The organism is Conexibacter woesei Iso977N (genome assembly GCF_000424625.1).
In the GTDB taxonomy this organism is placed as follows: domain Bacteria; phylum Actinomycetota; class Thermoleophilia; order Solirubrobacterales; family Solirubrobacteraceae; genus Baekduia; species Baekduia woesei_A.
This window is the reverse complement of the sequence record NZ_AUKG01000001.1, coordinates 747621-772338: the sequence shown is the minus strand read 5'-3', so window position 1 is coordinate 772338 and position 24718 is coordinate 747621. Positions and strand designations below refer to the sequence as shown.

Here is a 24718-nt window from a genome sequence, read left to right as displayed (position 1 = left end):
CGTGCCCAACGCCGCGACCCTCGACGAAGTCCTCGCGCCGCTGCTGGCCGACCCCGCGCGTGCCGCGGTCCTGCTGGACATCGACGGGACGCTCGCGCCGATCGTCCGCCACGCCGACGACGCACACGTGCCGGAGCCGACCCGCGCGCCGCTGATCAAGATCGCCAAGGCCTACGGCTTGGTCGCCTGCATCTCGGGCCGCCAGGCGGCGACCGCGCGGCGGATCGTGTCGCTGGGGTCGATCACGTACGTGGGCAACCACGGGGCGGAGATCCTGCGCGGGGGCCAGACGACGCCGGAGATCGCGCCGGAGATCGCCGAGTGGGCGCGGCGCGTCCGGGCGTTCGGCGAGGGCGAGCTGAGGGGCGAGGAGCTGCACCGGCTGCGGGTGCGGGGCGAGGACAAGGACGTGATCTTCGGGTTCCACTGGCGCGGCGCGCCGGATGAGGAAGCGGCCGAGGAGGCGGCACGGGGTGTCGCCGCGCGGGCCGAGGACGCCGGGTTCGTGACGCACTGGGGGCGCAAGATCCTGGAGGTGCGGCCGCCGGTGGACTTGAACAAGGGGTTGGGCATCAAGACGCTGCTGGAGGACGCGGCCGGCGGGCTGGACGTCGCGCTGTACGCGGGCGACGACCGGACCGACGTGGACGCCTTCGACGCGTTGCGCGCGGCGGTGGCTTCGGGGGTCTTGAAGTCGTGTGTGTGCATCGGCGTGTCGAGCGGCGACGAGACGCCGGTCGAGCTGTCGGACGCGGCGGACATCCTGGTCGACGGGCCGCTCGGGGTGCGCGGCGTCCTCGAGACGCTGGCGGGATGAGGTTCCGCGACTTCCTGCGGGCGACGGTGCTCCTGAGCGGTGGCGCGGCGACCGCTCTGGGTGTCCTGACGCTCGTCGCGGCGACGCGCGATCAGGACGACACGGTGGCCTTGGTCGCGACGGCGTGGTGGGTCGTGGCGACGCTGGTCGGCGGCTGGGTCGGGCGGCGCTTCGAGGTCTCGCCGCCGATCGCAAGGCTTCTGGCTGACGCGAAGGCGGGCACGATGATGCCGGAGATCCGGCCGGGGTTCACGGTGCTCAACCGGCTGTGGCCGCTGTTGTTGGTGGTGATCGCAGCGGTCGCGCTGTCGTTCCTGGGGCCGCAGATCCCGGGGATCGCGGCGGGGTTCACGATCATCTGGGCGCTGGCGTGGCGGCGGCAGGAGAGCGCGGTGGCTGCCGTCGAGGAGCGCGACGGCGTGACGTTCTTCGTGGAGCGGACGTCGCCGTTCCGGCCGGTGCAGCTGATCCGGCTGCCGGGGTTCCGGCGCGAGCGGCCGACGGTCAACGGCGTCGAGCCGGGCGCTTAGAAGGCGCTCGCGATTCCCGCGATGGCGGGGGCGAAGAGCAGCGCCGGGAGGAAGTTGCCGACCTTGACGTCCTGGATGTCGAGGAGCTTGAGGGAGAGCCCGATGATCAGGACGCCGCCGGCCGAGGTGAGGCTGAGCAGCGCGTCGCTGCCGTCGGTGAGGATGTTCTGGAAGAGGCCGGCGCCGAGCGTCAGCGCGCCCTGGTAGATCAGGACCGAGACGGCGCTCAGCGCGACGCCCCAGCCGAGGGACGCGGCGAGCGCCACCGAGGCGAAGCCGTCGAGCAGGGCCTTCGTGTAGAGCGTGTCGTGGTTGCCGGTGAGCCCGTCCTGGATCGACCCGACGACCGCGAGCGCGCCGACGCAGAAGATGAGGCTGGCGGTGAAGAAGCCCTCGGCGACGGTCGACTCCCCGCCGCGCGCGAGGGTGCGCTGCGCGCGGTCGCCGACCGCCTGGAGGCGGTCCTCGATCCTGAGCGCCTCTCCCGCGAGGCCGCCGAGCAGGACGCCGCCGAGGACGAACAGCGGGTTGGTGTCGCGCCATTGCAGCGCGTTGTCAATGCCTATGACAAGCACGACGAGCCCGAGGCCCTGCAGGATCCGGGTCTGCAGCTGCTGGCTGAGGCGGCCGCCGACGAGCTCGCCGATCAGCGTGCCGAGGAGGATCGCTCCGACGTTGACGAACGTGCCGGTCACGCGCGCGGGGCGTCGCGCGCCGGGGCGTTGCTCGCCGGGGCGGCGGGGGCGTGGGGTGTGCCGTGCATCGCGACGCGGGAGAATGGCAGGTAGATGGCTTCGCTTGACGTGCTGATCGTGGGGCTCGGGTCGACGCATGGGCTGCGTGCGGCGGAGGACGAGCTGGCCGGATCCCTGCTGCGGGCGGGGGCCGACGCGATGCTCGTGCGGGCCGAGCGGCCGCGGGAGGTCCGGACGCTGGCGCTCACCGATCTGGTCTGGGCGCGCGCGGCGCGCCGGGCGGCGGTCGAGGCGCTGGCCGATACGTCGCCGCGCGCGATCATCTACTCGACGACGACCGCGGCGCTGCTGTGGCCGCAGCCGGGCGCGATCCGGTTCGACGCCGCGGCGGCCGGGAACCGGCCCGGCCGGCACGGGGTGTGGCAGCGGCCCGTCGAGCGCAGGCGGTTGGCGCAGGCGCCGCTGCTGATCCCGCAGGACGCCGGAGCGCTCGAGGAAGCCGGCTCGCCGTCGACGCCGAGCATCGTGGTGCCGATCCCGGTCGAGCCCTCCGGTCCGGTCGACGGCCCCCGCGACATCGCGGCGCTCACCTACGCGACCAACCCCTACAAGAAGGGCCTGGACCGGATCCTCGCCGCCTGGGACCTCGCGCGGGAGCCCGACGAGGAGCTGGTTATCGCCGGCCTCCGCGGCCCCGACCGCGACGGCATCACCTACGCGGGAACGTTGGACCACGACGCCTACAGAGCGTTGCTCCGCCGCACCCGCGTCTACGTGACCGCCCCCCGCCGCGAGGACTACGGCATCGCCCAACTCGAAGCCCTGGCCGACGGAGCCCGCGTCGTCACCACCCCCGCACCCGGCCCCTACGCAGCGCTCCCGCTGCTGCAAGCGGGCCTGGGCTGGGTGTCGGATCCCGCGCCCGCCCCCCTTTCGACAGCCCTCCGCTCCGCCCTGGACGACCCAACGCCTGACGCCACCTACGCCGACCACGCCCTCTCAGCGCTGGCCCCCTTCCGCCGCACCACCGTCGACACGACGATCGCGGAGTCCCTCCTCCCCCGCCTCCTCGACGACCACTGAGCCGGGCGCACCCTCGCCCCGGCACCCGCGTCCTAGGCCGATTTTCCGGCCCGGATCGTCGTGGCTGACGGTTGCCGGCCGAGCGTGGTGTGCGCCAGCACATGAGACCGGGCGGCGACCGTCAGGCGCGGCGAGGCGGCCCGGAAAATCGCCCTAGTAAGCTCGGCCGATGAGCGGTCCCGTGGTCCTGATCACCGGCGCGACGCGGGGCATCGGCGCTGCGGCGGCGGTCGAGCTGGCGCGGCGGGGTGCGGAGGTGGCGATCGTCGGGCGGGAGCCGGAGCGCGTCGCGGCCACTGCGGCGGAGGCCCGCGCCGCCGGCGGCGGCGCGGCGGTCCACGAGCACGTCGCCGACCTCATGCGCCCGGCGGAGGTCCGGCGCCTCGCCGCGGAGGTGCTCGACGCGCACCCGCGGATCGACGTCCTCGCCAACAACGCGGGCGCGATGTTCACGTCGCGAGAGGTCACCGCCGACGGCTTCGAGCGGACGTTCGCGCTCAACCACCTCGCGCCGTTCCTGCTCACTGCGCTGCTGCGCGAGCGGCTCGCGGCGTCCGGCGGACGCGTCGTCACGACGGCGTCCGACGCGCACGAGTCCGCCGACCTCGACCTCGACGACCTCCAGTGGGAACGCCGCCCCTTCCGGGCGATGCGCGTCTACGGCACGACCAAGTTGATGAACATCCTGTTCACCCGCGAGCTCGCTCGGCGCGCGCCGGAGCTGACCGCGACGTGCTTCCACCCGGGCGTCGTCCGGACCGGGTTCGGCAAGAACGACGGCCTGCTCTACCGCGTCGCGCTGACCGTCGCGGGCCCGTTCCTACGCTCGCCGGCGAAGGGCGCCCGCTCCCTCGTCTGGCTCGCCCTCGACCCGTCGGCCGCCCCCTCCGGCTCCTACGTGATCGACCAGAAGGTCCGCGACCCCTCCGCCGCCGGCCGCGACGCCATCCTCGCCGAAGCCCTCTGGGAGCGCACCGAGTCGCTCGCCGCGACGTACGCGACCTGAAGCGCCCTCCACCCCGACTGCCTCCCTCCTCCGCGTCTCCGCCGGCCGAGTCCACCGCGCCACACGGAGCCGAGGCTCGCCGCTCAGCTCAGCTCGACCGAGTTCGGCACGGGGGGCGAGGCTCGCGACGGCTCCGTCCGACCTGGGACTCCGGCGACCGTCCGGACCCAGACTCCGCCGGACGATGCGCGGCTAGGTCAGGCGGCCGTCGACGCCGAAGACCAGGTCGCCGATCGGGACGTCGAGGGCGTTGGAGATCTTGACCAGCGTGTCGAGGCGTGGTGCGACCTCCGCCCGCTCGATCCGCGAGTAGACGGCGGTCTGCAGCCCGGCCTTGTGCGCGATCTCTTCCTGCGTGGCCAACGCGGAGGCTCGGGCGGACTTGATGTTGCGTGAAAGAAGGTCGCGACGCACTGCGGCCCGCCACCCTGCGCGATCGCGCCACGATCGTCCACGACTCGAAAGTCGTTTTGGTCGTCAACGCAATCCGCGCTTTGAAGTCAGTTCCTCTCAGCGTTTGGATCTCGCGGGCGTCCGATCCGGTCCAGATCGACCACCAGCTCGTTCAACGGGAACGCGAGCGCCGTCGCGATCCTGGACATCGTCGAGATGTGCGGATCGACCTCTCCGCGTTCGATCCGTGAGTAGACGGCCGTCTGCATCCTCGCGCGATGAGCGGCCTCCTCCTGCGTCAAGCCCGACAGCGCGCGCGCCGCCCTGACGCGGCGCGCGAGAAGCTCCCGGCGAGCCGGCGCGTCCGGATCGGCGTCGTCGCGAGACCGGCTACCGCGCCTGGGACGACCCGCCGGCATGCTCGGTTGGAGGTTCGGAATTGCGTCCCGCCGCGGACACACCGACGGGCGATGGGCGTGCGTCGCGAGCAGAGCTGCAACGCGGCTTGTACCACGGCGGGACAGGAGGTCGCCCCGTCGGCCACCGCGCAACACGGCTGCGCCGACCACGTCGGCCGAACGGCGGTTGGGTGAGGTGAGCGTCGCCCGTCACGATACGAACACATGTTTGCATAACCGCAGCCATTTGACGAACGCATGTTCGTGTAGGTGCCGAACTGTCCGCTCTTTGCAGGGAACGGTGATCGCCGTGCCGTTCCCATCGGGCATGGGCCCGAGGTGGGCCGAGTCGGCGCGCCAAGAGGGTTGGTGCGAGGTGGGGCCGGCATGAGCCCGAGGTGGGCGAGCGCGGCTGCGGGTGGGCTAGGCCCTGGCGTGCTTGCGCAGTGGCCCGAAGGTCGACCAGGGCTGCGTGTTGGCGATCGCGGCCTTGGTGAAGGCCGCGCGACGGGCGGTGGCGATGCCCCAGCGGGAGTTGGAGAGGGTGTTGGCGCCGTGGGCGTCGGTGTTGATGATGATCGTGACGCCGGCTGCGTGGGCGGCGCGGGCGTGGACGTCGGAGAGGTCGCGGCGGTCGGGTGCGGAGTTGATCTCCAGCATGGTCCCGTGCTTCGCGGCGGCGGCGAAGATGGCGTCGGTGTCCAGCTCGTAGGGCTTGCGTGATTCGATCTTGCGACCGGTCAGGTGTCCGATGCAATCGATGTACGGGTGCTCGATCGCGGTGATGACGCGCTTGGTCATCTCGGCCGACGAGATCCCGAATGAGGTGTGGACGGACGCGACCACCCAGTCCAACTGCTGCAACAACTCGTCGTCGTAGTCGGGCGCGCCGTCGGGCAGGATGTTGGTCTCGGTCCCGACCAGCACCTCGATCCCGTCGAGCCTGTCGTTGATCCCGCGGACCAGCTCGATCTGGCGCTTCAGCCCGTCGGGCGAGACGTCGTTGCCGAACCCGTGCGTTGCCGAGTGGTCGGTGATCGCGATGTACTCCAGCCCGCGCTCGAGCGCGGCCCGCGCCATCTCCTCGGCGGTGTTGCGCCCGTCGGACGCGATCGTGTGCATGTGCAGGTCGCCCTTCAGGTCCTCCTGCACGATCAGCTCGGGGATCACGAAGCCGGGATCGAGCTCGCCGCGGTCCTCGCGCAGCTCCGGCGGGATGTAGGGCAGGCCGAGGCGCTCGTACACGGCCTCCTCGGTCTCGCAACGCAGCGTCTCGCCGGTCGCGTCGTCGGTGATCCCGTACTCGGAGACGTGCAGGCCCTTGCGCACGGCGCGCTCGCGCAGGCGCATGTTGTGGTTCTTGGACCCCGTGAAGTGCTGCAGCAGGTTGCCGAACTGGTCGGGCTCGACCACGCGCAGGTCGATGCTGACGCCGTTGTGGGTCCGGGCGCGCGCCGCGTTGGGGCCGGAGTTGCCGGCCGACTCGATCAGGTCGATGTCGGCGAGCGCCGCCGCGAGCGCCGCGGGGTCGGTGGCGGACGCGACGATGTCGAGGTCCTTGACCGAGTCGGCGAGGCGCCGGACGCCGCCGGCGACCTCGACCCGGACCGCCGCCGGGTGCCTCTCCAGCTCGGAGACGATCGCGTCGGCCAGCTCGATCGCGCGCGGGAGCAGGACGCGCGGCGTCGCCTTCTCGGCGACCCCGGACGCGAACGCCTCCAGGACCGACTCCTCGAACTTGGGCCCGAAGCCCTTGACCGACCGGAGCCTCTGGCCTTCGGCGGCGGTCTTGAGGGCGTCGAGCGAGTCGATGTTCAACTCGTCGAACAGCCGCCGCGCGCGCTTGGGGCCGAGGCCGGGCAGGCGCGTGAGGTCGATCAGGCCGGGCGGGAACTTGGCGCGGAGCTTCTCAGCGGCGGGGATCGTGCCGGTCTCGAGCAGCGCGCGCAGCTTCTCCTCGAGCGTCCTGCCGATCCCGGGCAGCGTCGTGACCTTGCCCTCGCGCGTGAGCGCGGCGATCGACATCGGCGCGTCCCGGACCGCCTTCGCCGCGTTGCGGTAGGCGACGACGCGGTGGACGACGGCGCCGTCGAGCTCGTAGAGGTCGCCGAGCTCGTCGAAGGCGGCGGCGATGGTCGCGTTGCTGGGGTCGGGCATCCTGGTGTGCAGCCTACGGCGGCGGCGCCGGGAGCTGCGAGGGGTCGCGCGGCGTGGGGGATCGAGGCGCTCTAGGGTGTCCCGGTCGTGTCCGGTCTGCCCTGGCTCATCCTGCCCACTTTCGACGAGGCCGAGAACATCGAGCTGATCGTCGCCGCGTCGCTCGAGGTGCTCGCGCAGGCGGCCCCGGACGGGTTCCGGATCCTCGTCGTCGACGACGACTCGCCGGATGGGACCGGCCGGATCGCCGACCGGCTGGCGACCGAGCACGAGCAGGTGCAGGTGCTGCACCGCACCGAGCGCGAAGGGCTCGGTCCGGCGTACGTCGCCGGGTTCCAGCGCGCGCTGTCGCAGGGCGCGGGGTTCGTCTTCGAGATGGACAGCGACTTCTCGCACGACCCGAAGGACCTCGCCCGCCTGCTCGAGGCGGTCCGGGACGGGCGCGCCGACGTCGCGCTCGGGTCGCGCTACGTCGCCGGCGGTGCGGTGCTCGACTGGGGCCTGCTGCGCCGGATCATCTCGCGCGGTGGGTCGCTGTACGCGGCGGTGATCCTCGGGCTGACCGTGCGCGACCTCACCGGCGGCTTCAAGTGCTTCCGCGCCGAGGTGCTGGAGGCGATCGACCTCCCGAGCGTGGAGGCCCACGGCTACGCGTTCCAGGTCGAGCTGACCAACCGCGCGATCCGCCACGGCTTCCGCGTCGTCGAGGTCCCGATCACCTTCCGGGACCGCCTGCGGGGCAAGTCGAAGATGAGCGCGAAGATCGCCATCGAGGCGATGTTCCTCGTGCCGAGGCTGCGCAGCCGCAGCCGCGCGCGCTGAGCCGATCGCGGCGCGGAACGGGGCGGCCGCGTGCGCTGAGCGCGCGGACCGTGGGTTCAAGGGTCGAGGTGCAGTGGCCGATCGTCCGGGGTGATGGCTCCCGAGCTTGTGGTCGTTCAGGGTCTGCGTGACACGCGGGCCACGCTGGAGCGCTGGAACGCGCGCCCGTTCAAGGTGCTCGGGCCGTGGTTCGCCGTGTCTGCGGCGATCTGCGCGCTGCTGCTCGCCGCGGTCGTCGTGATCGCGTACATGTCGACGCCCGACCCGACGCCGCTGCAGTTCCCCGGGCTCACTCGATCGCCGCAGCTGAGCGACGTGGGCCGGATCCTGTTCCGGAACTCGCTCGTGCTCGCGCTGCACGCGATGGCGTGCGTCGCCGGGTTCATCGCCGGCAGTTCGATGCCGATGGAGGCCGAGCGCTACAGCGGCACGTGGCGGTTGATCCACGAGAAGGCCGGCCCGCTGGCGATCGGCTTCGTGATCTGCGCGACGTCGTTCTCGCTGCTCACGCAGGCGTACATCCTCGGCGGCGACGCCTCGACGCTCGCCGCCCAGGGCGGCGTGAGCCCGGACGTGTTCATCGTCGGCCTGCTCCCGCACGCGGTGCCGGAGCTGATCGGCCTGTTCCTGCCGCTGGCCGCCTGGACGTCGGCGAGCAAGCGCGGCGCCTGGGAGGAGTTGATGGCCGCGACGTTCCTGACCGTCGCCGTCGCGGTCCCGTTCGTGGTCACCGCCGCGTTCATCGAGGTGTACGTGTCGCCGCACCTCATCCTGGCGCTGCGCGGCTGAGCCAGGCGCCTCGGTTGCGGGTAGCGTTGCCGTAACGGCGACCGCTTCGCCCGAGACTGCACTTCACTTTGTATAGTGCAGGTCCTACCCCTTCCAAGGAGCCCGACATGGCCGGAACCCTCTCCGACGTCACCGACAGCAACTTCCAGGCCGAGGTCCTCGAGGCCGACGGCCCCGTCCTCGTCGACTTCTGGGCGCCCTGGTGTGGCCCGTGCCGCGTCGTCGCGCCGGTCCTCGAGGAGATCGCGGCCGAGCGCCCCGAGCTCAAGATCGTGAAGTTGAACGTCGACGAGAACCAGCAGACGGCCGCCAACTTCGAGGTGCTCAGCATCCCGACGATGATCCTGTTCAAGAACGGCGCAGCCGCCAAGAAGATCATCGGCGCGTACCCGAAGCGCAAGCTCGAGGCCGAGCTGGAGCCGGCGCTGGCCTAGCCGGCCGCGCCGCGATGGCGACGCGCCAACGCGCAGCGTCGCCATCGCCTACGCCTCCACCAACGCGAGCGTCAACCGCGCGTCCTCCGGGGCGCGCCCCCTCGTGAACTTGAGGCCCTCCCTCCGCAGTCGCCGCCGGACCCGCTCGGGATCGCCGAGCGCGGTGCCGGCGATGCTGCCGTCCGACTTCAGGACGCGGTGTGCGCCGTCGCACCTCATCCGCGTCAGCCGCGGGTTGATGCTGATCGCCTGGCGCGGCACGCCGCCGGCCGCGGCCGTGACGTCCCCGTAGGACATCCACCGCCCCGGCGGGATCCGCTCGACGACCGCACGGACCGCGTCGTCGTCCATCGTGATGTCGTCGTCGCTCATGCCCCCACTAGGGGCTGAGCGACGAAAACTCGCCCCCCCTAGCGAGATCCTGCGGCCCGGATCGTCGTGGCTGGGGCCGCCGGCCGAGCGAAGGAGGGCGGACGCCCTTTGAGACCGGTCGGTGGCTCCAGGCGCGGCGAGGCGGCCCGCAGGATCCGCTAGGCGCGTTCGACGGAGATGGAGAGGGTGTGGCCGTCGATCGTTGCTGAGAAGGTGCCGGTCGCGCCGTCGAAGGACACCGACGTCGCCAGCACCTCGTCGGCAACGAGGGACGAGAACTCCTGGGCGACCGAGACCAGCTCGGCGTCGCCGCCGAGTGACAGCGCGATGCGGTCGGAGACCTCGAGGCCGGCGTCCTTGCGCGCGTTCTGGACTGCACGAACGACCTCGCGGGCCCAGCCTTCACGGCGCAGCTCCTCGGACATCGCGAGATCCAACGCCACGGCGTGGCCGGCTTCGCGCTCGACCTGGAAGCCCTCCAGCGGCTGCAACCCCACCAACAAGTCGTCGGTGGTCAGCTCATGGTCGTGGCCGTCGACGGCGATCCCGACCGTCCGGCCTTCGCGCAGCGCGACCGCGACCCTGTCGGCGTCCAGGCCCGCGACCGCAGCAGCGACCAAGGGCATGTTCTTGCCGAAGCGCGGGCCGAGCGCCCGGTAGTTGGGCTTGAGCTCGTAGGACCCCAGCTCGTCGGCCTCATCGACGAACCGCAAGGCCTTCACGTTGAGCTCGTCGCGCACGATCTCCGACAGCGACTCCAGCGCCGCGCGCTCGCGCCCCGCGGCCACCACGACCGCCTCGCCCAGCGGCCGGCGCAGGCCGACCTTCGCGCCCGCGCGCGCACGCAGACCCAGCGCGACCGCCTCGCGCGCCGTGGCCATCGCGGACTCCAGCTCCAGATCGCGCGCGGCCGCCACCGGCCAGTCGGTGAGGTGCACCGACCCCGCCGACGCGTCCAAGTTGTCGTAGATCTCGTCCGCGATGAACGGCGTGTACGGCGCGAGCAGCTGCGCGACCGTCACGAGGCACTCGCGCAGCGTCGCGAACGCGCGCTTGTCGCCGTCCCAGAACCGGCGCCGGTTGCGGCGCACGTACCAGTTGGACAGGTCGTCGACGAACGTCGCGATCTCACGCGCGCCGGTCGTCGCGTCGAATGCGTCAAGCGACGTCGTGACGGATTCCACCGTCGCCGCCAGCCGCGACAGCACCCAGCGGTCCAGGTCGGTCGGCTCGCCGATCGGAGCGTCCGCCGCCGGCGTCCCCTCCGCCGCGTTCTCGTACAACACCAAGAACCCGTAGGTGTTCCACAACGTGTTGAGGAACAGTCGGACGCCCTCGGCGATCGTCTCCTCGCTGAACCGGTACCCGTCCCACGGCTGCTTGGACGAGAAGAAGTACCAGCGCAACGCGTCCGCGCCGAACTTGTCGAGCACCGCGAACGGGTCGACGACGTTCCCCTTCGACTTGGACATCTTCTGCCCGTCCTCGTCGAGGATCAGGCCGAGGCAGACGACGTCCTTGTACGGCGACTCGCCGTACAACAGCACGGACACCGCCAGCAGCGAGTAGAACCACCCGCGCGTCTGGTCCAGCGCCTCGCAGACGAAGTCCGCCGGCCACGACGTCTCCATCCGCTCAGCGTTCTCGAACGGCGCATGCCACTGAGCGAACTGCATCGCTCCGGAGTCGAACCAGACGTCGATGACCTCGGGCACGCGGCGCATCACGGCACCGGTCTTCGGCGAGATGAACGTGACGTCGTCGACGTAGGGCCGGTGCGGGTCCTCGAGCTTGACGCCCGACAGCTCCTCCAGCTCGGCGAACGACCCGATCACGTGGATCTCGCCCGAGCCGTCCTCCGCGCGCCAGACCGGCAGCGGCGTGCCCCAGTAGCGCTCGCGCGACAGCGCCCAGTCGACGTTGTTCTCCAGCCAGCGGCCGAAGCGCCCGTGCTTGACGTGCTCCGGGTGCCAGCCGACGGTCTCGTTGGCGGCCAGGAGCTGGTCGCGCAGCCTCGACGTGGCGATGTACCACGACGGCTTCGCGTAGTAGAGCAGAGCGGTCCCGCATCGCCAGCAATGGGGGTATGAGTGCTCGTAGTCCTCCGCGCGCAGCAGCCGGCCGGACGCGCGCAGGTCCTCGACGAGGTCGGCGTTGGCGTCGCGCACCGCGCGGCCCTCGTAGCCCTTGATGCGCTCGTCGTACAGGCCCTCGAGCGTGACCGGGTTGACCACGTTGAGCCCGTACTGCGCGCCGAGGCGGAAGTCGTCCTCACCGAAGGCGATCGCGGTGTGGACGAGGCCGGTGCCGTCGTCGGCGGTGACGAAGTCCCCCAACAACACCGTGTGGCCGCGCTCGCCGTACTCGGCGCCGGAGATGAACGGGAACGGCGGCTCGTAGCGGACGCCGTCCAGGGCCGCGCCCGGGAAGGAGTCGAGGATCTCGACCTCGGTGTCGGCGCCCAGGACGCGCTCGACCAGGGCCTGAGCAAGGACGACAGGTTGATCGAGACCCGCGGCGCGGGCCCGGACGTAGGTCAGCTCGGGGTCGACCGCGACCGCCGCGTTGGACACGAGCGTCCACGGCGTGGTCGTCCACACCAAGAGCTCGTCGCCGGCCTGCAGCGGGCCGGCCGCCGCGGTGACCGGGAAGCGCACGTAGACCGACGGGTCGATGACGTCCCTGTAGCCCTGCGCCAGCTCGTGCGAGGACAGCGCGGTCCCGCAGCGCGGGCAGTAGGGCACCACCTTGTGGCCCTCGTAGAGCAGGTCCTTGTCGGCGATCTGGCGCAGCGCCCACCAGATCGACTCGACGTAGCTCGCGTCGAGCGTCCGGTACGCGTTGTCGAGGTCGACCCAGAAGCCGATCCGTTCGGTCAGGCGGTTCCAGTCCTCCAGGTACTCGAAGACGGACTCGCGGCACTTCCTGTTGAACTCGGCGATGCCGTAGCGCTCGATGTCGTGCTTGTTGTGCAGCCCGAGCTGCTGCTCGACGTTGATCTCGACCGGCAGGCCGTGCGTGTCCCAGCCGCCCTTGCGCTCGACGAGGTGGCCGCGCATCGTCTTGTAGCGCGGGTAGATGTCCTTGAACGCGCGCGCCAGGACGTGGTGGACGCCCGGGCGCCCGTTGGCCGTCGGCGGCCCCTCCCAGAACACCCACCGCTCGGCGCCCTCGCGGATGCGGAGCGACTCGGCGAACACGTCGCGCTCGCGCCAGCGGGCGAGCACCTGCTCTTCGAGCTGGGGGAAGGACTGGTTGGACTCGACAGGACGGCGCGCCATGGACGCCGGAGGATAGTTCGGCGCGCCGCGGGGCTACAGCGCGGGCGCGACGGCGGCCTGCGCCTCGGCCTCAGCCGTGAGCTTGCGGCAGAGGTCGGCGAGGGTGCGCTTCTCGGCCTCGTCGAGCATCGCGAACGCGTCGGTGACGCGCTGGGTGTGCTCCGGGACGAGGCGGTCGACGAGCTCGCGGCCCTGGACGGTCAGCCGGACCGACGCGGCGCGGCGGTCGTGCGGCAGGCGGAAGCGCTGGACCATCCCGCGGGTCTCGAGCGTCGTGACGACCTCGGTCGCGTTGGCCTTCGACGTGCGCAGGCGGGCGCGCAGCGTGCGCAGCTCCAGCTCGCCGCCCGACGACGAGAGGACCATGAGCACGCTGAAGCCGGACGACGACAGCCCCTCGCGTTCGAGGTCGGCGGCCAGGCGCCGCCGGACGCTCGCCTCAGCGAGGAACAAGGACTCGAGCGCCTCGTGGGCCAGGGTGTCGCCGGACTGGGTGAGCGTCATCGCGATGGCCATCCTTCCAAGCCGGTCGGACGGCTCCGAACGACCGGCGACCACGGCGCGCGAACGTCAGCGGCGCAGAGGGGTTCGCATGGAGCCCAAATGCACCGTTGACCCCGAGCGGGATGCGGGGCGGAGGGTGCGAGGGGTGGAGGTGCCGCGGTCGACGACGCGCTGGTTGTCAAGCGTCGGCGGAGGTGCTTGGGCTGACCGCCCCGCAGCGGTCGCGCCGACGCTGGCGACGAGGCGCGTGTGCCGAAGAGTCGCGGAGAGCGCGAAGGACGGAGGCGCCGCGCTCGACAACGCATTGGTTGCGAGACGTTGGCGCAGTTGTTGGCGATGACCGCCCCGCGGCGGTCGAGCCGACGCGCGCGACGAGGCGCGTGTGCCGAGCGCCTACAGGCCGATGGCCGTCGACGGGCCGCGGACGAAGCGGCCGCCGGATGTCGACAGGCGGCCGTCGAGGCGCATCAGGAGGGATTCGCGGGCTGAGAGGGGCTGGTCCGGCAGGGCTTCGACGGTGGACGAGCCGGTGTGGGCGATCGCGCCGCGGTAGTCGAGGATCGCGACGTCGTCCCCGGCCACGCGGCGGGCGGTGAAGACGAGGCGGCCCAGGGAGTCCAGGGAGGCGCCCTTGCCCGTCAGCACGACGGCACGGGGGTCCAGCGCGGCGATCGCGTGCGACAGCCGCGAGGGGTCGCTGTCGGCCGTCAGCGTCAACGTACGAAGGCCGGCGCGGCGCAGCACCAGCTCCAAGGCCTGCGCGTGCAGCGCCTCGCAGTCCCCGGGACGCGAGGCGTCGAAGACCAGGACGCCCTCGGCGCGCGACGCCGGCGGCGAGATGCGCTGCGTCGCGGCCATCCAGCCCGTGGCGTAGCGCCAGGCGAAGCCGTACTCGGGCGTCGGCGCCACGTTCAGCGCGGGCGCCATCGACTCGATCGTCGGCAGCAGGACCTCTTCCAGCGTCCGCTCGACGGAGCGCACCGTGAGCGACTCCTCCATCAACCGGTTCGCGCCGTCCTCGTCGAAGCGCCCGAAGGCCGACTGCAGCCGCGCCGGGGAGGCGGGACCCGCCCCCCGCTCGCGGGCAACCGAAACCGCAGACGAGATGTTCTGCGTCTCCTCGAAGGCCGCGCGCAGCGCCTCGATCTCGGCGAGGTCGAACTGCCGGTGCCCGCCGGCGGTCCGCTTCGGCTCCGGGAAGCCGAACCGGCGCTCCCACGAGCGCAGCGTGTTGGGGCTGACGCCAAGCATCGCCGCCGCCGCGTTGGTCCGAATCGAGCCACCCATGTCCCGTTAATCTCGCCCTTTGTGGAGGTTCGGGCAACTTGCGCAACGCCCGGTGCAGGGCGGGACGGGCCTTGCACCAGGAAGGAACGCGCAGCTACACGCCGACGCCTAGACCGTCCCGAGCACGATCAGCGCGCCTTCCGGCGGCCCGCAGGCCCCGACACGCGCGGCGTACCGGACGCCGTACTCGCCGGTCGGACGCACGGTCACGCTGACCGCGGGCGCGAAGCCCATCGCCGCCGACGACACGATCTGCTGCAACAACGCGTCACCGGCGCCGGCCTCGGCGTCAGCGGGCTCGAGGAACTCCGACACGTGCAGATGCACGGCGTCGGGCTCGGCCAGCCCCAGCAGCCGCTCGGCGCCGCGCGACAGCGCGCACACCTTCAGCTGCGTGTCGACGATCAGGAACGACTCACGCTCGCGCGGCGCGAGGTCCGCGGCCGCGGTGACGATCACCCCGAGCCCGCAGCGGCCGCACACACGCGCGTTCAGCGCCGCGGTCGACGGGTCCGGGGCCTGGCCGCAATGCCCGCAGAAGCTGACGACGGGTGTCGGCGGGGCGAGATCCGGGACCAGGCGGAGGGACGGACGAGAGCTCAAGCGGGATCCTCCTCAGCAGCCATCAGGCGGACAACCGGCGGCGGTTCTGGGTGGTGGAGACCGGCCCGGACATGTCCTCGAACTCCAGCTCCTCCGCCTCGTCCTCGGCACTGCCGCCCTCCGCGATGTCGAGCAGCTGCCCGGCGGCGATCGTGGCGGAGTCCGCGAGGTGGCGCGCCCCGGCGTTGCGGGTGGTGGAGCGGCCGTTGCGGCGGTAGAGCAGGACCGGCAGGGCGCCGGCTGACGCGCGGACCCTGTAGGCCCAGCGCGCGACGTCGTCGTCGACTTCCTCGCCGCCCGCGATGACGACGACCTTCGGGTCGTAGGCGGCGATCACGTCGCCCAGGCCCGCAAGCCCGGTGACGGGCAGCGTGACGGCCCGCAGGCCGATCCTGGACGAGCACAGCTCGAGGGCGCGCAGCGCGAGGCAGTCCGGGTCGAGCTGGTCGCGCGTGGCGTCGCCGACGAGGACGGCCGGGCCGGTCGCCATCGGCGGCGACAGCCGCTGCGCTCGCAGCAGCCACTCGCCGGCCCAGCGCGCGGCCACGGCCCACGGCGCCGAGTCGGTGCCGTGGCGCTCGCCGATCTCGGCCATCGAGGGCAGCAGCACCTCCTCGACCGACCGCTCGACGGAGCGCAGCGCGAGCGCGCCCTCCATCGCCTGGTCGGCCCGCTCCAGCTCGTAGGCGCTCAGCGCCCCGACGAGCACGTGCGTGTCGGCCGCGACCGACTCACGAGCGCGTGAGATGGCCGACGAGATCGACAGCCCCTCCTGCAGCGCATCGCGCAGCGCGGCGATCTCGCCGTGCGTGTAGAGCCGGTGCTTTCCGGGGCTCCGCTGCGGCTTGGGATAGCCGAAGCGACGCTCCCACGCACGGAGCGTATTTGGGCTGACGTTCAGGACGGCAGCGGCTTCAGATGTCTTCAGCGTGCGCACGCGCGTTCAACGGGATCACGGAGTACAGCTTTAGTCCCGCTTGTTGTCGAAAATGCATCGATTTTGCGCAGCTTCCCGTGCAGAGCCACAAGCGGACCTTACGCTCGCCGCCGGTTATCCGTCCAACAACACCTTTCGGGAGGCTGCTGTGTCCAACTTGAAGCTCCGTGCTCTGCCCTACGCCGGTGTCCTGGTCTTCGTGGCCTCGATGGCCGGTTACGTCGGTAGCCGCTAGCCCTACCCCTGGACCGTCCCGGAGGCGCGCTGTAGCGTCTCCGTCGTGAGCGGGCCGGACGTGGTGCAACACCCGCGCCTCGCGACCGCGCTGGCGCTGTCGGGGCTGACGATCGCCGCCGTCGTCGCGATCGTGAGCCCCGGCACGGTTGCCGACGCGCTCTTCGGAGTGCTGCTCGTCGCAGCGGTGGCCTCACGGCTGCTGGCCGTCGACGTCAACGTCGGCCTGATGTTCGTCTCGGGCGCGTTCCTCTGCGGGATCCTGGGCGCCGGCTTCCTCGGCGCCGCGGCCGCGTTCTGCGTCCCGGTGCTCTCCGAGCTGATCGGCTGGGCGATCGAGCGCTATCGCCCGATCCCGATGCTCATCAACCTCGCCGCGAGCGCGCTGCCGACGGTCGCCGCCGCGGTCGTCATCCAGCAGCTCGGCCTCGACCACGAGTCCGCGGCGTTCGCCGCCGCGCTGGCCGTGGCCAGCGGCGCGGTCCTGATCGTCAACTCCGAGCTGGTCGCGGTCCTGATGGCGGTCTACGAGGGCCACCCGCTGCAGCAGCGCGGCAGGGCGCTGGCCGACCTGGCGCCGACGATCGCCATCAACATCGCGCTGGTCACCGCGATCGGCGTCCTCTACGCCCAGACCGGCTTCGCGGTCATCACGCTCGTGCTGGTGGCGCTGCTCGCGTTCACCTACATGACGCGCCTGGTGATCGTCGCGCGCCACCGGACCAAGGAGTACGCGAACCTCAGCTGGGGCGTGCTGAGCGGCCTGATCCGGACGCTCGACGCCCGCGACCACCGCGCCGCCCGCCACTGCGCCGCGGTCGCGCGGTTCTCACGCGACATCGCCCACCACGCGGGGATGTCCACGCGCGACCAGGAGCTGGCGCACACCGCGGGCCTGCTGCACGACATCGGCCGGTTCGCGCTGAGCGACCGCGTGATGGAGCGCGGCGTCGTCCTGACCGACGAGGACTGGGTCTCGATCCGCCGCCACCCGGAGCTGGGCGCCGAGATGCTGCGCGACATCGGCGTCTACGGCCCGCTGAGCGAGATCATCGTCGCCCACCACGAGCGGCCGGACGGCAAGGGCTACCCGAGGCGGCTGACCGCGGAGGAGATCCCGGAGATCGCCAAGATCATCGCGGTCGCCGAGGTCTACGACACGCTGACCGCGCCCGACACCTACCGGACGCAGCTGTCGTCGTTCGAGGCGCTGACCGAGCTGCGCCGCGTCGCGGGCAGGCAGCTGGACGAGACCTACGTCGAGATGCTGGCCGAGCTGCTCGCCGGCCAGGGGACGGACTACCGCCACGCCGCGGAGGCCGACTACGACGAGGAGCTGGCGATCGAGCGGCGCATGAACGAGGCCGCTGGAGGCTGACGCCCGGCGCAGCTTGCGCCGGAGCAGTCCCGCTGCGCGCCGCTTCCGGCGCGCGTCCCCCTTGAAGTTGTTGTTCTACTCGTCAGTCTCGAGGGGCGGCATCTCGGCCGCCGCCTCGTTCTCTCGCACGAACCGGCCGGTGCCGGTCGTGCGCTCCTCCAGGGAGGAGACGAACTCGTCGAGCTCCTGCACCGGGAAGCGGCGCTGCCCGCCCGGCGTCCGGTAGCCGCGCAGGTAGCCCATGTCGGACCACCGGCGGACGGTGGAGAGGGAGACCCCGAGGTGACGTGCCGCCTCTGAGGTCGTGAGACCCAGACGGCTGGTATGCGTGGACCGCGTCATGAAGGTCAGTGTTAGCTCGATCTGAAGGCTTCGCGACCACACTTGCGGCTTTGCGCAGGTTTCGGCCGTCTCAGCTGCAGAGCCTGCGCGGTCTGAGAGGATTTGTGTCACTTATGACCCGGCTCGACGACCTCGACCTCTCCCTCAAGCTCAAGCGCAGGGAGCAGGACGAGCGCCTCATGCGCGCCGGCCGGCGGCTCGCGCAGCTGCGCCTGGCGCTCGGCGGCAAGCTCCATCCGGACGACCCGATCGGCCCGCCGCTGGCGATCGTGATGGAGGGCTGGGACGCCGGCGGCAAGGGCGGCGCGATCAAGCGCCTCGTCGCGCCGCTCGACTCGCGCCACGTGCGCGTCGCGTCGTTCTCCGCGCCGACGCCCGACGAGCTGCGCCACCACTACCTCAAGCGCTTCTGGATCGCGATCCCCGGCCACGGCGGCATGACGATCTTCGATCGCTCCTGGTACGGCCGCGTCCTCGTCGAGCGCGTCGAGGGCTTCGCCACCGAGGAGCAGTGGCGGCGCGCCTACGACGAGATCAACGAGTTCGAGCGCACGCAGGCCGCCGAGGGCACGATCTTCTGCAAGTTCTGGTTCCACATCTCGCCCGAGGAGCAGCTCAAGCGCTTCAAGCGCCGCGAGAGGGACCCGCTCAAGACCTACAAGATCACCGACGAGGACTGGCGCAACCGCGACAAGCGCCCGCAGTACGAGGAGGCGGTCGAGGAGATGTTCGCGCGCACCGACACGCTCGAGGCGCCGTGGACGCTGGTCGAGGGCGAGTCGAAGCGCTTCGCACGCGTGAAGGTGATGGAGTGCGTGGTCGAGCAGATCGAGCGCGGGTGCGCCGCACGTGGGTTCGCCCTGCCGCAACCTCTAGAACCGGAGACCAACGCATGAGCTTCGTCCACACCGAGCGGGTCCGCTTCGGCGACCTCGACGCGAACCGCCACCTCAACAACGTGGTGTTCCTGCGCTACTTCGAGACCGCCCGGATCGCGTACCTGCGCGAGCTCGTCCCGTCGCACGACCCCGCCAACCCGGAGGCGGACGCGTTCGGGCTGATCTTCGCCGAGTGCCACATCAACTACCGCTCGCCGGTGCTGTTCGACGAGGAGGTCGCGGTGAGGTGCTCGATCGGCAACGTCAAGCGCTCGTCGTTCCGGGTCGAGTTCGAGATGCGCGTCGGCTCGCGCCTGGTCGCCGAGGGCTACGGCGTCCTGGTCGGCTTCGACTACACCGCGCAGGCCGCGGCGCAGCTCCCGGACGAGCTGCGCGAGACGCTGGAGTCCGAGACGGGCGCACCCGCCGGCTCCGCGGGCTAGTTGTAGGCCTCGACGGCGGTCGTCGCGCCGGTCACGAGCCAGCGGCGCCCGAGGAAGCGGGCGCCGATCGTGGCCAGGCGCGCGACCATCAGCGCGTTCAGGCCCCACCAGACGCCGGTCACGCCCCAGCCGAAGTGCAGGCTCAGCAGCGCGATCGGGACGAACACGCCGAACGCGCTGAAGGCCATCGCGTAGGCGAGGTAGCGCGTGTCGCCCGCGCCGAGCAGGATCCCGTCGAGCGCGAAGACCAGCGCGCCGGGGAGCTGGAGCAGGGCGAAGAGCGGCCAGAGCTCCTCGGCCTTGTCGATGACCTCGGGGTCGCTGGAGAACGCGTGCGGGATCAGGTGCGATGTCGCCAGCAGCGCCGCCGCCAGGACCGCGCCGCCCGCGAGCGACCACACGCACATCCGGTAGGCCGCGGCCAGCGCGCCGGGCGCGTCGCCCGCGCCGAGCATCCGGCCGACGAGCACCTGCCCGGCGATCGCGATCGCGTCGAGCACGAGCGCCAGGAAGATGAAGACCTGGAACGCGATCTGGTGCGCGCCGAGCGCCGCGTCGCTCATCCGGGCCAGGACCGCGCCGGCGATGATGAACGCCAGCAGCAGCGAGCCGGTCCGGACCACGATGTGCCCGCCCATGCGCAGCAGCGACCTGAGCTGCTGGGCGTGCGGCTTCCGGGAGGTCGCCGGCGCGCGCAGGAGCAGGACCGCGAACGCCGCGCCCATCCCGGCCTGCGCGAGGACGGTCCCGGCCGCGCTGCCGTCCAGGCCCCAGCCGAAGCCGTAGACGAACAGCAGCTCGAGCGCGATGTTGATGATGTTGGCCACGACGACCACGACCAGCGGCGTCCTGAGGTCGCCGACGCCGCGCAGGTAGCCCTGTGCGGCGAGCGCGATCAGCGCGCACGGGATCCCGAGCGCGCTGATCCGCAGGTAGCGCGCGGCGAGGTCGGCGACGTCGCCGTGGCCGCCGACGAGGCTCATCAGCGGGTGCGCGGCCGCGGCGCTGACGAGCGTCATCAGCGTGCCGATCGCGATCGCCAGCCACAGCGACTGCGCGGCGATCTCCCCCGCGCGCGCGTCCTGGCCGGCGCCGTGCAGGCGCGCGACCTGCGCGGTCGTCCCGTAGGTCAGGAAGTTGCAGAGCGTGACGATCGCGGAGAGGACGCTGCCCGCGAGCGCCAGCGCGGCGAGCTGCTGGGTCCCGATGTGCCCGACGATCGCGGTGTCGGCGAGCAGGTACAGCGGCTCGGCGGCCAGCGCGCCGAGCGCCGGGACCGCGAGCCGCAGGATCTCCCGGTCGTAGGCGCGGTTGCGGGACGGCACCGTCCGGACTCTACGATGGTCCCGATGCGGTGCCGTCGCGCCCTCGCCGCCGTGCTGACAGCGTCGTCGCTGGTGGTCCTCGCGTGCGGCAGCGAGCCGCCGGCCATGCCCCTGATCTGCACCGACACCGACTCCGCCGGCCTCCTGCGCGCGCTGCACGCCGCGCCCGGGCCCGTGCGGCTGCGCGGCGGGGTGGCGCTCTCCAAGTGCACCAAGTTGGTCCTGACCGACGCCGACCTGCAGGTGCTGGGGACCAACATGCACCAGGCCGCGGAGGACCTGGCGACGCGCGCGGCGGCGGGGTCGTCTGTCGCCGCGTTGCAGTTGGGGTACTTGAGCGCGGCGATCGACCGCGGGTCCGGGACGACCGGGATCGCCGCCGAGCTGGCGCGGCGCGTGCAGACCGCGGTGCTCGCGGCGGGCGACGCGCCGGCGGTCCGGCGCGCGCTGGCGCGCGGCGCGGCGGCGGGAGGCGTGAACGGATGAGACTGCGCCTCTGGCACGCCGACGACGGCGCGCGGATCGCCTACCGCGAGACCGGGACCGGGCCGCCGCTGGTGTTGGTGCACTCGGTCGGCCTGTCGCACCGCGAGTTCGAGCCGGCGGTCGAGGACCTCGCGCATCGCTTCCGGCTGATCCTGCCCGACCTGCCCGCACACGGCGACAGCGAGGACCGGCCGCGCCACCCGTACACGTTCGACTGGCTGGCGTCGGTGCTGGCCGCGTTCTGCACCGACGTCGGCGGGCGCCGGCCGCTGGTCGGCGGCCACGGGCTCGGCGCCGACCTGCTGGTGCGCGCGATCGAGTTGGGGTCCTTGACCCCGGGGCGGCTGGCGCTGATGCCGTGCCGGCTGCACCGGCCGCCCGAGCGCCCGCGTGCGCGCGGGACCTGGTCGGGCGCGGCGCGCGCCGCGGGGCTGCCGGGCTTCGACCGGCTCGCCGGACATGCCGTGAAGCTCGCGTTCCGGCCCGAGCGCGGCAGCGCGCTGACCGCGCGCGACGTCCCGGAGGCGGCCGACCTCGTGCGCCACGCGCTGGCCGACGTCGGCGGCAACGCGAACCTCGCGCGGTCGTGGTCCAAGCTCGCGCGCGAGCTTCCGCGCAGCGCGCGCCGCGAGGTGCTCGACCTGCTGCCGCAGCTCGGCTTCCCGGTGCTGCTGCTGTGGGCCGACGAGGACCGCCACCATCCGCTGCGCGGTGCGGAGGAGGCGCTGGACCTGCTGCCCGACGCGATCCTGCGCGTGCTGCCCGGGACGGGCTACCTGATCGCCTACGACGACCCCGTCGGCGTGGCGCGCGAGCTGATCGCCTTCTTCGGCTGAACGGGCATGATGATGGTGATGCTCCGCCTGTCCCGCGCTGCACTGCTCGGCGCGCTCCTCACGCTCGCCTGCGCGAGCGCCGCGTCGGCCGCTGTCTCCGGCGCGTCCGGCCTGAGGCTCGTCTCGAGCGTCCCGCTCGACGAGCGGCTGACCGAGCTGACGTTCACGACCGACGCGCTCGCCGACCCGGTCCGCGTCCGCGTCCTGCTGCCCGCCGACGCCGCGGAGAACCCCGGGCGCAGGTACCCGACGCTGTACCTGCTGCACGGCAGCGACGGCGACGCGACGGCGTGGACCGACCAGGGCGACGCGGAGGCGCTGACCAAGGACTATGGGATGGTCGTGGTCATGCCCGACGGCGGCGCCGAGGGCTGGTACACCAACTGGCCCAACGGGTCCCGGCCGCGCTGGGAGGACTTCCACGTCGAGCAGCTGATCCCGTGGATCGAGGCGCACGAGCCGGTGATCGCGGCGCGCAGCCAGCGGGCGATCGCCGGGTTGTCGATGGGCGGGTTCGGCGCGCTGAGCTACGCGGCGCGCCACCCGGACGTCTTCGCGGCGGCGGCGAGCTTCTCGGGCGCGCTCGACGTCGGCGTCAACGGCGGGCACGAGCTGGGGTGGATCGTCTCCGCGCAGCCGTGGGGGCCGTGGAGCGGACCGCAGGTCGACTGGCGCGGGCACAACCCGACCGACCTGGCGGGCAACCTGCGCGGGGTCGCGCTGTGGCTCGCGACGGGGACGGGCGCGGCGGGCGGGCCGTTCGGCGGCGGTGGGCCCGACGACGTGGTCGAGCCGGTGATCCACGCCGAGACCGCGTCGTTCGCCGCGCGCACCGCGGCGCTCGGGATCGCGCGGCAGTACGACGACTACGGCGCCGGCGGGCACGAGTGGGACTACTGGCAGCGGGACCTGCGGCAGACGCTGCCGGGCATCATGTCCGTGTTCTCGCACCCCACGGCGCTGCCCGCCCCGTGGTCGTTCACGGCGACCGAGCGCGACTGGACGATGCGCGGCTACGCCGTGCACGCGGGGCGCGACCGGCTCGCGTTCCGGACGCTGTCGCGGGTGCGCGCGGGCGGCTTCACGCTGCAGACCGACGGGCCGACGACGGTGACGGCGCGCGCCGGCTACGCGCGCCGTGCTCGCTACGTCGTGGCGATGCGACCGACGACGGCGGGGACCTTCCGGAAGCGCTCAGCGATCGTGCGCGCGACCAGGGGCGGCCGCCTGATCGTCCGCGTGCCGGCGTCGGCGCGCGTGACGATCACGCGCGCGGCGGTGTGAAGCCTTGAAGTCGTAGGCTTCGAGGCCATGCCCCCTGTGAAGAAGAAGACGCTGTACGGCGGCGAGACCAAGAAGGCCGTCGACAACTTCCCGATCTCCGGTGAGACCGTCCCGCTCGCGGTCATCCACTGGCTCGGCCGGATCAAGGGCACCGCCGCCCTGGTCAACGCCGACCTCGGCAACCTCGACAAGAAGCTCGCTGCGGAGATCGCCGCGGCCGGCGAGGCGATCGCGGCCGGCGAGCACGACGCGCAGTTCCCGATCGACGTCTTCCAGACCGGCTCGGGCACGTCGTCGAACATGAACACCAACGAGGTCATCAGCGCGCTGACCGACGGTCGCGCGCATCCCAATGACCATGTGAACTTCGGCCAGTCGTCCAACGACGTGTTCCCGAGCGCCGTCCACCTTGCCGCGCTGGACGAGGCGACCAACACGCTGCTGCCGGCGCTGAGGCAGTTGGAGCGGTCGTTCGACCGCAAGGCCAGGAGGTTCAAGGACGTCGTGAAGTCCGGCCGCACGCACCTGATGGACGCGGTGCCGGTCACGCTCGGCGCCGAGTTCGCCGGCTACGCCGTGCAGATCCGGCTGGGCCAGGAGCGGATCAACAGCGCGCTGGTGCACGTCGGCCAGATCCCGCTCGGCGGCACCGCGACGGGCACGGGCCTGAACACGCACCCGAGGTTCGCCGCCGAGGTGCGCAAGCGCCTGGCGAAGGACTCGAAGCTGAGGCTGATCGCGCCGCCGGCCGATCCGTTCGAGGCGCAGGCCAACCGCGATGCCTTGGTCGAGCTGAGCGGCGCGCTGAAGGTCGTCGCGGTCTCGCTCACCAAGATCGCGCAGGACATCGCGCTGATGGGCTCCGGCCCGCGCGCGGGCATCGGCGAGATCTTCCTGCCCGAGCTGCAGAAGGGCTCGTCGATCATGCCGGGCAAGGTCAACCCGGTCCTGCCGGAGGTCGTGCTCCAGGTCAGCGCGCAGGTGATCGGCAACGACACCGCGATCACGATCGGCGGCATGCAGGGCCAGTTCGAGCTCAACGTGCGCATCCCGCTGATCGCGCGCAACCTGCTGCAGTCGATCCACCTGTTGAGCACCACGTCGGTGGCGTTCGCCGAGAAGTGCGTGGACGGCATCACGGTCAACAGGGCCGGCACCAAGGCCTCAGCCGAGGCGACCCTCGCCACGGCCACGGCGCTCAACGGCGCCATCGGCTACGACAAGGCCGCGGTCATCGTCAAGAAGGCCGCCGACTCCGGCCGCCCCCTGCGCGAGGTCGCCCTCGAAGAGGGCGTCGACGCCAAGCTCTACGACGAGACCATCAACCTCCGCAAGATCGCCGCCGGCAACCAGGCCTAGCGGCGGTCCAAGTCGCCTGGCCCCCAATATGTGGGGGTTAGACGA

Annotated in this window: 26 protein-coding genes; 14 read left to right on the top strand and 12 right to left on the bottom strand. The window is 72.0% G+C overall.

Annotated elements, in window-relative coordinates; all coding sequences use genetic code 11:
- Window position 1: 1 nt before the first annotated feature.
- On the top strand, window positions 2-817 hold the full coding sequence (otsB, locus tag H030_RS0103775; protein ID WP_027005141.1) for a trehalose-phosphatase: 816 nt from the start codon (window positions 2-4) through the stop codon (window positions 815-817).
- Window positions 814-1347, top strand: a complete 534-nt coding sequence (locus H030_RS0103770; RefSeq protein WP_027005140.1) for a hypothetical protein — start codon at window positions 814-816, stop codon at window positions 1345-1347. Before otsB ends, H030_RS0103770 begins: the two co-directional genes overlap by 4 nt.
- Here H030_RS0103770 and H030_RS0103765 read toward each other — a convergent pair.
- The gene (locus H030_RS0103765) at window positions 1344-2042 is read right to left on the bottom strand and encodes a DUF554 domain-containing protein (protein ID WP_027005139.1); all 699 of its coding nucleotides are present in this window, start codon (window positions 2040-2042) and stop codon (window positions 1344-1346) included. The two genes, H030_RS0103770 and H030_RS0103765, sit on opposite strands and share 4 nt — an antisense overlap.
- 93 nt (window positions 2043-2135) lie before the next feature.
- Here H030_RS0103765 and H030_RS0103760 point away from each other — a divergent pair, with 93 nt between their 5' ends.
- Window positions 2136-3125 (top strand): glycosyltransferase, encoded by a 990-nt coding sequence (locus H030_RS0103760; protein ID WP_027005138.1) that lies wholly within the window; start codon window positions 2136-2138, stop codon window positions 3123-3125.
- Between the two features lie 169 nt (window positions 3126-3294).
- A complete protein-coding gene (locus H030_RS0103755; RefSeq protein ID WP_027005137.1) occupies window positions 3295-4131 on the top strand; it encodes an SDR family NAD(P)-dependent oxidoreductase in 837 nt (278 codons plus the stop codon).
- A gap of 192 nt (window positions 4132-4323) precedes the next feature.
- Here H030_RS0103755 and H030_RS38160 read toward each other — a convergent pair whose 3' ends face one another.
- The 3 genes from H030_RS38160 to polX all read right to left on the bottom strand — a co-directional run bounded on the left by H030_RS38160 (window position 4324) and on the right by polX (window position 7079).
- The gene (locus tag H030_RS38160; protein ID WP_081690484.1) at window positions 4324-4545 is read right to left on the bottom strand and encodes a helix-turn-helix domain-containing protein; all 222 of its coding nucleotides are present in this window, start codon (window positions 4543-4545) and stop codon (window positions 4324-4326) included.
- An 86-nt stretch (window positions 4546-4631) separates the two neighbouring features.
- Window positions 4632-4943: a helix-turn-helix domain-containing protein gene (locus H030_RS38155; RefSeq protein ID WP_081690483.1), complete on the bottom strand. Its 312-nt coding sequence runs from the start codon at window positions 4941-4943 to the stop codon at window positions 4632-4634.
- Between the two features lie 402 nt (window positions 4944-5345).
- Complete coding sequence (gene polX, locus H030_RS0103740; protein ID WP_027005136.1) at window positions 5346-7079, bottom strand: DNA polymerase/3'-5' exonuclease PolX; 1734 nt, start codon at window positions 7077-7079, stop codon at window positions 5346-5348.
- An 87-nt stretch (window positions 7080-7166) separates the two neighbouring features.
- Between polX and H030_RS0103735 the strand changes: the two genes are divergently transcribed.
- From H030_RS0103735 to trxA, 3 genes are all read left to right on the top strand, one after another.
- Window positions 7167-7901, top strand: a complete 735-nt coding sequence (locus H030_RS0103735) for a polyprenol monophosphomannose synthase (protein ID WP_027005135.1) — start codon at window positions 7167-7169, stop codon at window positions 7899-7901.
- A gap of 93 nt (window positions 7902-7994) precedes the next feature.
- A complete protein-coding gene (locus tag H030_RS0103730; protein WP_155891818.1) occupies window positions 7995-8690 on the top strand; it encodes a stage II sporulation protein M in 696 nt (231 codons plus the stop codon).
- 107 nt (window positions 8691-8797) lie between these two features.
- A complete protein-coding gene (gene trxA / locus H030_RS0103725; RefSeq protein WP_027005133.1) occupies window positions 8798-9124 on the top strand; it encodes a thioredoxin in 327 nt (108 codons plus the stop codon).
- 48 nt (window positions 9125-9172) lie between these two features.
- Here the strand turns inward: trxA and H030_RS36270 are convergent, their stop codons facing one another.
- The 6 genes from H030_RS36270 to H030_RS29030 form a co-directional block, all read right to left on the bottom strand.
- Entirely contained in the window at window positions 9173-9496 is a 324-nt protein-coding gene (locus H030_RS36270) for an MGMT family protein (RefSeq protein ID WP_051221629.1), read from the bottom strand.
- Between the two features lie 158 nt (window positions 9497-9654).
- Entirely contained in the window at window positions 9655-12777 is a 3123-nt protein-coding gene (gene ileS / locus H030_RS0103715; RefSeq protein ID WP_027005132.1) for an isoleucine--tRNA ligase, read from the bottom strand.
- Between the two features lie 33 nt (window positions 12778-12810).
- Complete coding sequence (locus H030_RS36265; protein WP_196808980.1) at window positions 12811-13281, bottom strand: MarR family winged helix-turn-helix transcriptional regulator; 471 nt, start codon at window positions 13279-13281, stop codon at window positions 12811-12813.
- 393 nt (window positions 13282-13674) lie between these two features.
- A complete protein-coding gene (locus H030_RS29035) occupies window positions 13675-14568 on the bottom strand; it encodes a MerR family transcriptional regulator (RefSeq protein WP_035125821.1) in 894 nt (297 codons plus the stop codon).
- Between the two features lie 108 nt (window positions 14569-14676).
- The gene (locus tag H030_RS0103700; RefSeq protein WP_081690482.1) at window positions 14677-15171 is read right to left on the bottom strand and encodes a hypothetical protein; all 495 of its coding nucleotides are present in this window, start codon (window positions 15169-15171) and stop codon (window positions 14677-14679) included.
- Window positions 15172-15193: 22 nt separating this feature from the next.
- Window positions 15194-16108, bottom strand: a complete 915-nt coding sequence (locus H030_RS29030; RefSeq protein ID WP_035125819.1) for a MerR family transcriptional regulator — start codon at window positions 16106-16108, stop codon at window positions 15194-15196.
- Window positions 16109-16388: 280 nt separating this feature from the next.
- On the opposite strand from H030_RS29030, the gene H030_RS0103690 reads away from it, so the two are divergent.
- Window positions 16389-17720 carry an HD-GYP domain-containing protein gene (locus H030_RS0103690; protein ID WP_027005130.1) on the top strand — a complete coding sequence of 444 codons (1332 nt, stop codon included), beginning with the start codon at window positions 16389-16391 and terminating at the stop codon, window positions 17718-17720.
- A gap of 75 nt (window positions 17721-17795) precedes the next feature.
- On the opposite strand, the gene H030_RS38150 is transcribed toward H030_RS0103690, so the two are convergent.
- Window positions 17796-18062, bottom strand: a complete 267-nt coding sequence (locus H030_RS38150) for a MerR family transcriptional regulator (RefSeq protein ID WP_081690481.1) — start codon at window positions 18060-18062, stop codon at window positions 17796-17798.
- Window positions 18063-18175: 113 nt separating this feature from the next.
- On the opposite strand from H030_RS38150, the gene H030_RS0103680 reads away from it, so the two are divergent.
- Both H030_RS0103680 and H030_RS29025 read left to right on the top strand, forming a co-directional pair.
- Window positions 18176-18958 (top strand): polyphosphate kinase 2 family protein, encoded by a 783-nt coding sequence (locus tag H030_RS0103680; RefSeq protein WP_027005129.1) that lies wholly within the window; start codon window positions 18176-18178, stop codon window positions 18956-18958.
- Window positions 18955-19383 carry an acyl-CoA thioesterase gene (locus tag H030_RS29025; RefSeq protein WP_051221625.1) on the top strand — a complete coding sequence of 143 codons (429 nt, stop codon included), beginning with the start codon at window positions 18955-18957 and terminating at the stop codon, window positions 19381-19383. The genes H030_RS0103680 and H030_RS29025 overlap by 4 nt, the downstream gene beginning before the upstream one ends.
- On the opposite strand, the gene H030_RS0103670 is transcribed toward H030_RS29025, so the two are convergent.
- Window positions 19380-20708: an MATE family efflux transporter gene (locus tag H030_RS0103670; protein ID WP_027005128.1), complete on the bottom strand. Its 1329-nt coding sequence runs from the start codon at window positions 20706-20708 to the stop codon at window positions 19380-19382. The genes H030_RS29025 and H030_RS0103670 overlap by 4 nt on opposite strands.
- A gap of 24 nt (window positions 20709-20732) precedes the next feature.
- On the opposite strand from H030_RS0103670, the gene H030_RS39505 reads away from it, so the two are divergent.
- From H030_RS39505 to H030_RS0103650, 4 genes are read left to right on the top strand one after another with little or no spacing between them, the layout of a single operon-like run.
- Window positions 20733-21194 (top strand): hypothetical protein, encoded by a 462-nt coding sequence (locus H030_RS39505; RefSeq protein ID WP_196808979.1) that lies wholly within the window; start codon window positions 20733-20735, stop codon window positions 21192-21194.
- Window positions 21191-22030 carry an alpha/beta fold hydrolase gene (locus H030_RS36260; RefSeq protein WP_027005126.1) on the top strand — a complete coding sequence of 280 codons (840 nt, stop codon included), beginning with the start codon at window positions 21191-21193 and terminating at the stop codon, window positions 22028-22030. Before H030_RS39505 ends, H030_RS36260 begins: the two co-directional genes overlap by 4 nt.
- Before the next feature lie 18 nt (window positions 22031-22048).
- Window positions 22049-23314 carry an alpha/beta hydrolase gene (locus H030_RS29020; RefSeq protein ID WP_196808978.1) on the top strand — a complete coding sequence of 422 codons (1266 nt, stop codon included), beginning with the start codon at window positions 22049-22051 and terminating at the stop codon, window positions 23312-23314.
- 27 nt (window positions 23315-23341) lie between these two features.
- A complete protein-coding gene (locus H030_RS0103650; RefSeq protein WP_027005125.1) occupies window positions 23342-24673 on the top strand; it encodes a class II fumarate hydratase in 1332 nt (443 codons plus the stop codon).
- Window positions 24674-24718 lie beyond the last annotated feature (45 nt).